This is a genomic window from Pseudomonas sp. (assembly GCF_050739775.1).
GTDB lineage: Bacteria > Pseudomonadota > Gammaproteobacteria > Pseudomonadales > Pseudomonadaceae > Aquipseudomonas.
On record NZ_JBOICA010000077.1, the window covers coordinates 1 to 10,245 of the forward strand.

The 10,245-nt window shown below is 62.1% G+C and carries 8 protein-coding genes; 1 reads left to right on the forward strand and 7 read right to left on the reverse strand.

The window, feature by feature from the left end; genetic code table 11:
- Positions 1-30: 30 nt before the first annotated feature.
- The 7 genes from fdhA to ACRESH_RS23775 form a co-directional block, all read right to left on the reverse strand.
- On the reverse strand, positions 31-1,230 hold the full coding sequence (fdhA, locus tag ACRESH_RS23745; protein ID WP_136474137.1) for a formaldehyde dehydrogenase, glutathione-independent: 1,200 nt from the start codon (positions 1,228-1,230) through the stop codon (positions 31-33).
- A gap of 101 nt (positions 1,231-1,331) precedes the next feature.
- Positions 1,332-2,189, reverse strand: a complete 858-nt coding sequence (gene purU, locus ACRESH_RS23750; RefSeq protein ID WP_431744268.1) for a formyltetrahydrofolate deformylase — start codon at positions 2,187-2,189, stop codon at positions 1,332-1,334.
- A gap of 11 nt (positions 2,190-2,200) precedes the next feature.
- The gene (locus ACRESH_RS23755) at positions 2,201-2,833 is read right to left on the reverse strand and encodes a sarcosine oxidase subunit gamma (protein ID WP_431744269.1); all 633 of its coding nucleotides are present in this window, start codon (positions 2,831-2,833) and stop codon (positions 2,201-2,203) included.
- A gap of 59 nt (positions 2,834-2,892) precedes the next feature.
- The gene (locus tag ACRESH_RS23760) at positions 2,893-5,910 is read right to left on the reverse strand and encodes a sarcosine oxidase subunit alpha (RefSeq protein ID WP_431744270.1); all 3,018 of its coding nucleotides are present in this window, start codon (positions 5,908-5,910) and stop codon (positions 2,893-2,895) included.
- Positions 5,907-6,236: a sarcosine oxidase subunit delta gene (locus ACRESH_RS23765; protein WP_431744271.1), complete on the reverse strand. Its 330-nt coding sequence runs from the start codon at positions 6,234-6,236 to the stop codon at positions 5,907-5,909. The genes ACRESH_RS23760 and ACRESH_RS23765 overlap by 4 nt, the downstream gene beginning before the upstream one ends.
- A gap of 14 nt (positions 6,237-6,250) precedes the next feature.
- A complete protein-coding gene (locus ACRESH_RS23770; protein WP_431744272.1) occupies positions 6,251-7,501 on the reverse strand; it encodes a sarcosine oxidase subunit beta family protein in 1,251 nt (416 codons plus the stop codon).
- 20 nt (positions 7,502-7,521) lie between these two features.
- On the reverse strand, positions 7,522-8,775 hold the full coding sequence (locus tag ACRESH_RS23775) for a serine hydroxymethyltransferase (protein WP_431744273.1): 1,254 nt from the start codon (positions 8,773-8,775) through the stop codon (positions 7,522-7,524).
- A 260-nt stretch (positions 8,776-9,035) separates the two neighbouring features.
- On the opposite strand from ACRESH_RS23775, the gene ACRESH_RS23780 reads away from it, so the two are divergent.
- A complete protein-coding gene (locus tag ACRESH_RS23780; protein ID WP_431744274.1) occupies positions 9,036-10,076 on the forward strand; it encodes a low specificity L-threonine aldolase in 1,041 nt (346 codons plus the stop codon).
- Positions 10,077-10,245: the final 169 nt, after the last annotated feature.

Here is a 10,245-nt window from a genome sequence, read left to right on the forward strand (position 1 = left end):
CGGTGGGAGCGGGCTTGCCCCGCGATGGCCTTAAGCCGCGCTGAACAGCTTGTGCGGATCGATGACGAATTTCTTCGGCACACCCGCATCAAACTCGCCGTAACCCTCAGGCGCCTGATCCAGGCTGATCACCTGCACGCCCACCACCTCGGCAATATTGATGCGGTCCCACATGATCGCCTGCATCAGTTGGCGGTTGTACTTCATCACCGGGGTTTGCCCGGTATGGAAGCTGTGCGACTTGGCCCAACCCAGACCGAAGCGGATGCTCAGACTACCGATCTTCGCGGCAGCATCCACCGCCCCTGGATCTTCAGTGACATAGAGGCCGGGAATACCAATCTTGCCGGCAACGCGTACCACGCCCATCAGCGAGTTGAGTACGGTAGCCGGCGCTTCATGCTTGGCACCGGCATGACCGTGACCACGGGCCTCGAAGCCCACGGCGTCGACCGCGCAGTCCACTTCCGGCTCGCCCAGCAGGTTGGCGATTTGCTCGTGCAGCGGGGTGTCCTGGGACAGGTCGGCGATTTCGAACCCCTGGGCCTTGGCGTGGGCCAGACGCACCGGGTTGACGTCACCGACGATCACTACCGCAGCGCCCAGCAGGCGTGCCGAAGCGGCCGCAGCCAGGCCCACAGGACCGGCACCGGCGATGTACACCGAGCTGCCGGGACCAACACCGGCAGTCACCGCACCGTGATAACCGGTCGGCAGGATGTCGGAGAGGCAGGTCAGGTCACGGATCTTCTCCATGGCCTTGTCGCGGTTAGGCAGTTTCAGCAGGTTGAAATCGGCGTAAGGCACCAGCACGTATTCGGCCTGGCCACCGGTCCAGTCGCCCATGTCGACATAGCCGTAAGCGCCACCGGCACGGGCCGGGTTAACCGTCAGGCACACCCCGGTGTGTTGTTCCTTGCAGGAGCGGCAGCGGCCACAGGCAACGTTGAAAGGCACCGAGACCAGATCGCCGATCTGCAGGTTTTCCACGTCCCGGCCCTTCTCGATCACCTCGCCGGTGATCTCATGACCCAGCACCAGACCGACCTGGGCAGTGGTACGGCCACGGACCATGTGCTGGTCGGAACCACAGATGTTGGTGGAGACCACCCTGAGAATCACCCCGTGCTCGATCTTCTTGCCACGCGGATCCTGCATTTTCGGGTAGTCAATTTTCTGCACCTCGACCTTACCGCCGCCGAGATACACCACACCACGATTACCAGACATGCTTTTACCTCGCTAAAGTTTGTTGTTATGTAGCGGTGCAAAGTGCGCTGCCCAGGGGCGGCGCTGTATTACTGGAATCTTCGGTAAATCTTTAGCGCCCGCTAGAGCACTACTGTCCTGTTGGCGTTCAAGAAAACCCGCCGCTCAATGTGATACCCCACCGCCCGCGCCAAGGTCAGGCACTCGATATCGCGGCCCTTGGCGATCAGGTCTTCCGGATAGTCACTGTGATCAACCGCCTCCACGCCCTGAGCAATGATCGGCCCTTCGTCGAGGTCGTTGTTGATGTAGTGAGCCGTGGCCCCCACCAGCTTCACCCCCTTGTTGTAGGCCTGGTGATAGGGCTTGGCGCCTTTGAAGCCAGGCAACAGGGAGTGATGGATGTTGATCGCCCAACCATCGAGCTTGCGGCACAGTTCCGGCGACAGTACCTGCATGTAGCGGGCAAGGATCACCAACTCCGCGCCGGACGCTTCGATCACCTGCAGCACCTTGCGCTCCTGCGCCGGTTTGTCGTGTGGATCAAGGGCGAAGTGGTGGTAGGGAATGCGGTGCCACTGGGCCAGAGGCTCCAGGTCCGGATGATTGGAAATCACCGCCACAACATCCATGCTCAACTGCCCGATGCGCTGACGATAGAGCAGGTCATTGAGGCAGTGATCGGCCTTGGAAACCATGATCACCACCTTCGGTCGATGCTTGGGCGCCGTCAGCTCGAACAACATGCCGAAGGCCTCGCCCCGTTCGCCAAGGCCGGCGCGAAAGCTCGCTTCGTCGAAGTCATCCGACTGGCGGAATTCCACGCGAATGAAGAAGCGCCCGGACAGCCGGTCATCGAACGAATGGTGCTCGGTGACGTAGCAGTGCTGCTCATACAGATAACGCGTCACCACATCCACTGTGCCGAGCAGGCTCGGACAGTCAGCGGTGAGAATCCAGGTATCCGGTGCTCGGCTCATGACGACTCTCCCTAAGCCTCGATGCTCAAACCGTATTCGGCTGCCGCGTCCTGCAGCCACAACCACCAGTAGTCGGAGAAGCTGCGGCGTATCAGCAGTTCCCAGGTTTCCTCGCCGGTACGGCGGATCACCAGTTGCGACTTGGCGAACACCGTGCCCACGGCCTTGCCGACGGGGAAGTTGTTTGGATGTACATCGTAGCTGGTGGATTTCATCAGCACTTCGCGCACATTGGCGCCGCTCAGTTCCAGCAGGGTCTGCCCGCCGCTGACGTTGACCACCTGGATATGCTGGCCTTCGAGGGCATCGCGCAATTTCTGCTCGACAGCGAACTCCTGTCCACCGGGGACGATCAGTAGCCATTCATCCGGCCCCAGCCACTGCAGCGACATTTCGCCGTTGGCGACCACGGTCAGCGCCACTGGCAGCTCCAGGCCCAGGGCCTTGAATACGCCCCCGGCGAAAGCTGGATCGCGACCGTCACCGCGCAGGGTCAGATGACCGAGAAACTTGTGCTCACGCAGGGTCACCCCGGCGTTCTTGCGGCCTTTGCCGACCAGGCTGGACAGATCGGCGTGGTGCAGTGGCGACTCGGCCTTGGCGTCGTTGCCGGGGCGTTGCTGGTAAACGTTGATCGTGCTCATGGGGCACCTATCTTGAAATTCGAATGTGAATGCAGTTCCTGTGGGAGCGATTCGTTGCTCTAGATGTTCTGCCGCTCGCCCTTCGGATCGAAGAACACTGAGGAACAGATCTCCGCTTCGATCACACTGCCATCAGCCTGGGGCGAGTAGACCCGCTCGCCGATACGCTTGAGCCCGCCTTTCACCACACCCATGGCGAAGGAGTAACCCAGGGAGTTGCTGGCATAGCTGGAAGTCACGTGACCGACCATGTCCATCGGGATCGGTTGTTTCGGGTCGAACACCAGTTGCGCACCTTCCGGCAGCCATTTGGTCGGGTCGACCGGCTTGAGCCCGACCAGTTGCTTGCGGTTTTCGCGCACGCAGTCTTCGCGGTTCATCCCGCGCCAGCCAATCCATGAGAACGGTTTGGTACGGCCCACGCACCAGCCCATGTTCAGATCGTCTGGGGTCATCGAGCCGTCGGTGTCCTGGCCAACGATGATGAAGCCCTTCTCGGCCCGCAGTACGTGCATGGTCTCGGTACCGTAAGGGGTGAGGTTGTACTGTTTGCCAGCCTCGGCGATTTTCTCCAGTACGCCCATGGCGTAGTTGGCCTGGATGTTGACCTCGTACGACAGTTCACCGGTGAACGAGATACGGAACACCCGCGCCGGCACGCCAGCGACCAGACCTTCCTTCCAGGTCATGAACGGGAAGGCGTCCTTGTCCAGGTCGATATCGGTCACTTCACTGAGCAGCTTGCGGCTGTTCGGACCCGACAGGGTCAGGGTCGCCCAGTGGTCGGTGACCGAGGTGAAGTACACCTTGAGGTCCGGCCATTCAGTTTGCTGGTAGATCTCCAGCCACTGCAGCACACGCGCCGCGCCACCCGTAGTGGTAGTCATGATGAAGTGGTTTTCGCCGACGCAGGCAGTCACGCCGTCGTCGAAGACCATGCCGTCTTCCTTGCACATCAGGCCATAGCGGGCCTTGCCCACGTCCAGCTTGGTCCAGGCGTTGGTGTAGATGCGGTTGAGGAACTCGCGAGCGTCCGGGCCCTGGATATCGATCTTGCCCAGGGTCGATGCATCGAGCAGGCCGACGCTGTCGCGTACCGCCTTGCATTCACGGGCCACGGCGGCATGAATGTCTTCGCCATTGCGCGGGAAGTACCACGGCCGCTTCCACTGGCCAACGTCTTCGAACTCGGCGCCGTTTTTCAGGTGCCAGGCATGCAGCGCGGTGAAACGCACCGGCTCAAACAGGTGACCGCAATGCCGGCCAGCCACGGCGCCGAAGGTGACCGGCGTGTAGTTGGGACGGAACATGGTAGTGCCCATTTCCGGGATGGTGATGCCCATGGAGCGGGCGGCAATCGCCAGGCCGTTGATGTTGCCCAGCTTGCCCTGGTCGGTACCGAAGCCTAGCGCGGTGTAGCGTTTGACGTGCTCGACCGACTCGAAGCCTTCGCGCGTAGCCAACTCAATGGCGGCAGCGGTGACGTCGTTCTGTTGGTCGACAAATTGCTTCGGTGCCCGTGCGGTGTTCTTGTCGTGGGGCACCTGGAACAGTGCCAGCGTGGCCTCTTCCTGACGCGCCAGGACTTTCGGGATAGTCCCCAGCACAGCCTTGAAGCCCGCTTCGGTTGCAGCGCGCACACCGCCTTCGAAACCGTCTGCCAGGGTATCGCCGAGGGCGAACACACCGTTGATGCCACCGACACACACGCGCTTCTGCGGTGCCTCACCCGGCACAAAGCCGAGGATGTCTTCACGCCAGATCGGTTTGCCGCCCAGGTGCGAGGCCAGGTGCACCACCGGGCTATAGCCGCCGGAGGTGGCGACCAGGTCGCACTCCAGCCATTCGCCCGGGCTGGCGACTTTATGCGCCTTGACGTCAATGGCGGCAACGCGGGCAGCGGTTACATGCTTGCTGCCACGGGATTCGATCACCGCGCTGGAGGTAAGGATACGGATGCCCTTGGCCCGTGCTTCCTCCACCAGTGAACCGCGTGGGTTGTGGCGGGCGTCAGCGATGGCGACCACTTTCAGGCCGGCATCATGCCAGTCCAGCGCCACGCGGTAGGCATGGTCGTTGTTGGTCGACAGCACCAGGTTACGGCCCGGCGCCACGCCATAGCGACGCACATAGGTGGAAACCGCACCGGCCAGCATGTTGCCCGGCACATCGTTGTTGCCATACACCAGTGGACGCTCGTGAGCGCCAGTGGCCAGCACCACACGCTTGGCGCGAACCCGGTGCATGCGCTGGCGTACGGTGCCGATCGGCGCACGATCGCCCAGGTGGTCTGTCAGACGTTCGTGAATGGTGAGGAAGTTGTGGTCGTGGTAACCGTTGACCGTGGCCCGTGGCAACAGGGTCACTTCCGGCATTGTCTTGAGCTCGGCGACCACAGCGGCAACCCAATCGGCAGCCGGTTTACCATCGAGGCTTTCACGGCTGTCAAGCAGGCTGCCGCCGAACTCTTCCTGCTCATCAGCGAGGATCACCCGCGCGCCGCTGCGCCCTGCGGCCAGTGCCGCAGCAAGCCCGGCAGGGCCGGCGCCGACCACCAGCACGTCGCAGTGCTGGCTCATGTAGTCGTAGCTGTCCGGATCGTTTTCCAGCGGCGCGCGACCCAGGCCAGCAGCCTTGCGGATGTATTTCTCGTAAGTCATCCAGAACGACTGCGGGTACATGAAGGTCTTGTAGTAGAAGCCCGGTGGCATCAGCTTGCCGCCGACCTTGCCGAGAATCCCCATGACGTCGGTGTTCACGCTCGGCCAGCCGTTGGTGCTGGTGGCCACCAGGCCGGCATACAGGGCCTGCTGAGTGGCACGCACGTTAGGCACCTGGGTGGCTTCGGTAGCACCGATCTGCAGGATGGCGTTCGGCTCTTCGGAACCTGCGGCGATGATCCCCCGTGGGCGCGAGTACTTGAAGCTGCGCCCGACGATATCCACACCGTTGGCCAACAACGCGGCGGCCAGGGTGTCACCGGCGTAACCCTGATAGGTCTGGCCGTTGAAGGTGAAGTTCAAGACTTTGCTGCGATCGATACGACCGCCGTTGGACAGGCGATAGACCTGGCTCATACCTTTTCTCCCTGACCACTGACTGCCAACTGCGGGCTGGTGTTTTTGCCGGTCACTTGCGGCTTGGTGCCGATCGGATAGGTTTCCAGAATTTCGTAGGTCAGCGTGTCACGGGTGGCGTTGAAGTACTGGCGGCACCCGGCTGCGTGAATCCATAGCTCGTGGTGCAGGCCACGGGGGTTGTCGCGAAAGAACATATAGTCGCCCCACTCCTCGTCGGAGCAGGCGTTGGGGTCCAGTGGCCGCGGAATGTGCGCCTGGCCTGCGGCATGGAACTCCTCTTCGGAGCGCAACTCGCCGCAGTGGGGACAGAAGATATGCAACATGGGGATTTCTCCTGTTAGTGGGCGACAGCGGCGGCGCCGTGTTCGTCGATCAGTGCACCGTTGTGGAAACGGTCGATGGAAAAAGGTTTGGCCAGCGGGTGCATTTCGCCCTTGGCCAGACTGGCGGCGAAGACGTTGCCCGAGCCCGGGGTGGCCTTGAAGCCACCGGTGCCCCAGCCGCAGTTGAAGAACATGTTCTTCACCGGGGTCTTGGAGATGATCGGGCAAGCGTCCGGGGTGGTGTCGACGATGCCGCCCCACTGGCGGTTCATCCGCACCCTGGAGAGAATCGGGAACATTTCGACGATGGCCTGCAGGGTGTGTTCGATCACCGGGTACGAGCCACGCTGGCCGTAACCGACCCAGCCGTCGATACCGGCGCCGATGACCAGGTCGCCCTTGTCCGACTGGCTGATGTAGCCGTGCACGGCGTTGGACATGATCACGCTGTCGATGATCGGCTTGAGCGGTTCGGACACCAACGCCTGCAGCGGGTGCGATTCGATCGGCAGGCGGAAACCGGCGAGCTTGGCCATGTGCCCGGAGTTGCCGGCGGTAACCACACCGACACGCTTGGCACCGATAAACCCCTTGTTGGTCTCGACACCGATGACCACACCGTTTTCCTTGCGAAAGCCGATCACTTCAGTCTGCTGGATCAGGTCCACGCCCAGGGCGTCGGCGGCACGCGCATAGCCCCAGGCCACAGCGTCGTGACGGGCTACGCCGCCGCGCCGTTGCACAGTGGCGCCAAGGATCGGATAGCGGGTGTTTTTCGAGCAATCCAGGTAAGGGATTTCTTCGGCTACCTGCTGGGCATTGAGCAACTCGCCGTCCACGCCATTGAGGCGGTTGGCGCTGACCCGGCGCTCGGAGTCGCGTATGTCCTGCAGGGTGTGACAGAGGTTGTAGACGCCGCGCTGGGAGAACATCACGTTGTAGTTGATGTCCTGGGACAGGCCTTCCCAGAGCTTCATGGCGTGCTCATAGAGGTGCGCCGACTCGTCCCACAGGTAGTTGGAACGCACGATGGTGGTGTTGCGCGCCGTGTTACCACCGCCCAGCCAGCCTTTCTCGACCACTGCAACGTTGGTAATGCCGTGTTCCTTGGCCAGGTAGTAAGCCGTGGCCAGGCCGTGCCCGCCACCGCCGACGATGACCACGTCGTAGACCTTTTTCGGGGTCGGCGTGCGCCACATGCGCTGCCAGTTTTCGTGGTGGCTGAGCGAGTGTTTGAGAAGGCCGAAGCCCGAGTAACGTTGCATAGTCTTCACTCCTGGACCACTCAGCGGTAAACCGGAAAATCTGCACAGAGTGCCGACACGCTCTTCGCAACATTGGCCTCGACGTCGGCATCACCGAGGTTGTCGAGGATGTCGCAGATCCAGCCGGACAGCGCCACGCACTGGGCAACCTTGAAGCCGCGGCTGGTGACCGCCGGGGTGCCGATACGCAGGCCAGAGGTGACGAACGGCGACTGCGGATCGTTCGGCACGGCGTTCTTGTTGACGGTGATGTGGGCGCGGCCCAGAGCAGCGTCGGCATCCTTGCCGGTCAGGCCCTGACGAATCAGGCTGACCAGGAACAGGTGATTGTCAGTACCACCGGAGACCACATCGTAGCCGCGTTCGATAAACACCTTGGCCATGGCCTGGGCGTTGTCGATCACCTGCTGCTGATAAGTCTTGAAGCCCGGCTCCAGCGCCTCTTTGAAACACACCGCCTTGGCTGCGATCACGTGCATCAGCGGGCCGCCCTGGGCACCGGGGAATACCGCGGCGTTGAGCTTCTTCTCGATCTCTTCGTTGCTGCGCGCCAGAATCAGGCCGCCACGTGGACCGCGCAGGGTCTTGTGGGTGGTGGTGGTGACCACATCGGCATAGGGCAGCGGGTTCGGGTACAGGCCGGCCGCAACCAGGCCGGCAACGTGGGCCATGTCGACGAACAGGTAGGCACCGACCTTGTCGGCGATCTGACGAAAGCGTGGGAAATCGAGGGTTTTCGAGTAGGCCGAGAACCCGGCGACGATCATCTTCGGCTTGTGTTCCACGGCCAGACGCTCGACTTCGTCGTAGTCGATCAACCCGGTGTTGGTAGCGATGCCGTACTGCACGGCGTTGTACAGCTTGCCTGAGGACGACACCTTGGCGCCGTGGGTCAGGTGACCGCCGTGGGCCAGGCTCATGCCCAGGATGGTGTCGCCGGCCTGCAGCAGGGCCAGGTACACGGCGCTATTGGCTGATGAACCGGAGTGCGGCTGGACGTTGGCGTAGTCGGCACCAAACAGTTGCTTGGCGCGGTCGATGGCCAGTTGCTCGACTTTATCCACATGCTCGCAACCGCCGTAGTAGCGCTTGCCCGGATAGCCTTCGGCGTATTTGTTGGTCAGACCGCTGCCTTGGGCCTGCATGACGCGTTTGCTGGTGTAGTTTTCCGAGGCGATCAGTTCGATGTGATCTTCCTGGCGTTGCTCTTCGGCGTTGATCGCCGCCAGCAGTGCATCGTCGTAACCCTGGATCTGGTCTTGCTTGCTGAACATCGCATCTCTCCCGGCAGCGGCATCGGTTCTTGTCGGGCAATTGCCCTTTTCAGCGATGGTATGACCGACGCAGACAGCCCAGATGCCTACGGACGCCACGCAAAGGTGCGTTTACGACATGCGGCCTCATCGCAGGGCAAGCCCGCTCCACAGGGTTGTGCAGAACCTGTGGAAGCAGGCTTTCCCCGCGATGCTTTGTATAGTCGACGCCGCATTTCTTGGTTTAGAGTGCTCACCTGCGTCGTTCACAGGACAGTGTCATGACAGATCAAAGCCAGCAATTCGCCAGCGACAACTACTCAGGTATTTGCCCGGAAGCCTGGGCCGCCATGGAAAAAGCCAACCAGGGTCACGACCGTTCCTATGGCGATGACCAATGGACCGCGCGTGCTGCCGAGTATTTTCGCAAGCTGTTCGAAACCGACTGCGAAGTGTTCTTCGCCTTCAACGGCACCGCCGCCAACTCCCTGGCGCTGTCGTCGCTGTGCCAGAGCTATCACAGCGTGATCTGCTCGGAGACCGCCCACGTCGAGACCGACGAGTGCGGCGCCCCGGAGTTCTTCTCCAACGGCTCGAAACTGCTCACCGCCCGTAGCGTGGCTGGCAAGCTGACCCCCGAATCGATCCGCGAAGTCGCCCTCAAACGCCAGGACATCCACTATCCCAAGCCGCGGGTGGTGACCATTACCCAGGCCACCGAAGTGGGTAGCGTCTACCGCCCCGACGAACTCAAGGCCATCAGCACCACCTGCAAGGAGCTGGGCCTGAACCTGCACATGGACGGCGCCCGCTTCAGCAACGCCTGCGCCTACCTCGGCTGCTCGCCGGCCGAGCTGACCTGGAAGGCCGGCGTCGATGTGCTGTGCTTTGGCGGTACCAAGAACGGCATGGCCGTGGGTGAGGCGATCCTGTTCTTCAACCGTAAGCTGGCCGAAGACTTCGACTACCGCTGCAAACAGGCAGGCCAGCTGGCCTCGAAAATGCGTTTCCTATCCGCCCCTTGGGTCGGTTTGCTGGAGACCGGCGCCTGGCTCAAGTACGGCGCCCACGCCAACCGTTGCGCACAGTTGCTCAGCGAGCTGGTGCGTGACGTGCCGGGCGTCGAACTGATGTTCCCGGTGGAGGCCAACGGGGTGTTCCTGCAGATGTCCGAGCCTGCCCTGGAAGCCTTGCGCAACAAGGGCTGGCGCTTCTACACCTTCATTGGCAGCGGTGGTGCACGGTTCATGTGCTCGTGGGACACCAATGAGGCGCGGGTGCGTGAACTGGCGGCGGATATCCGCGAGGCAATGGGCGCCTGACGACCGCATCGCGGGGCCAGCCCGCTCCTACAGGTGTTGCGATATCCCTGTGGGAGATCACCCAGCCCTCCGGGCTGCGCTGTCGCGCAGCAAACATGAAGTGCATGGCTTCAGGTCTGCAGCGGCGCTGACATTTTGAAAAGCAAAAGGCGGCTGGCCCGGTAGGGCC

Bases quoted from the DNA above. Each gene is read 5' to 3' on its own strand.
- ACRESH_RS23765 (WP_431744271.1), bottom strand. From the start codon at position 6,236: ATGTTGCATATCTTCTGTCCCCACTGCGGCGAGTTGCGCTCCGAAGAG.
- ACRESH_RS23780 (WP_431744274.1), top strand. From the start codon at position 9,036: ATGACAGATCAAAGCCAGCAATTCGCCAGCGACAACTACTCAGGTATT.
- ACRESH_RS23755 (WP_431744269.1), bottom strand. From the start codon at position 2,833: ATGAGCACGATCAACGTTTACCAGCAACGCCCCGGCAACGACGCCAAG.
- ACRESH_RS23775 (WP_431744273.1), bottom strand. From the start codon at position 8,775: ATGTTCAGCAAGCAAGACCAGATCCAGGGTTACGACGATGCACTGCTG.
- purU (WP_431744268.1), bottom strand. From the start codon at position 2,189: ATGAGCCGAGCACCGGATACCTGGATTCTCACCGCTGACTGTCCGAGC.
- ACRESH_RS23760 (WP_431744270.1), bottom strand. From the start codon at position 5,910: ATGAGCCAGGTCTATCGCCTGTCCAACGGCGGTCGTATCGATCGCAGC.
- ACRESH_RS23770 (WP_431744272.1), bottom strand. From the start codon at position 7,501: ATGCAACGTTACTCGGGCTTCGGCCTTCTCAAACACTCGCTCAGCCAC.
- fdhA (WP_136474137.1), bottom strand. From the start codon at position 1,230: ATGTCTGGTAATCGTGGTGTGGTGTATCTCGGCGGCGGTAAGGTCGAG.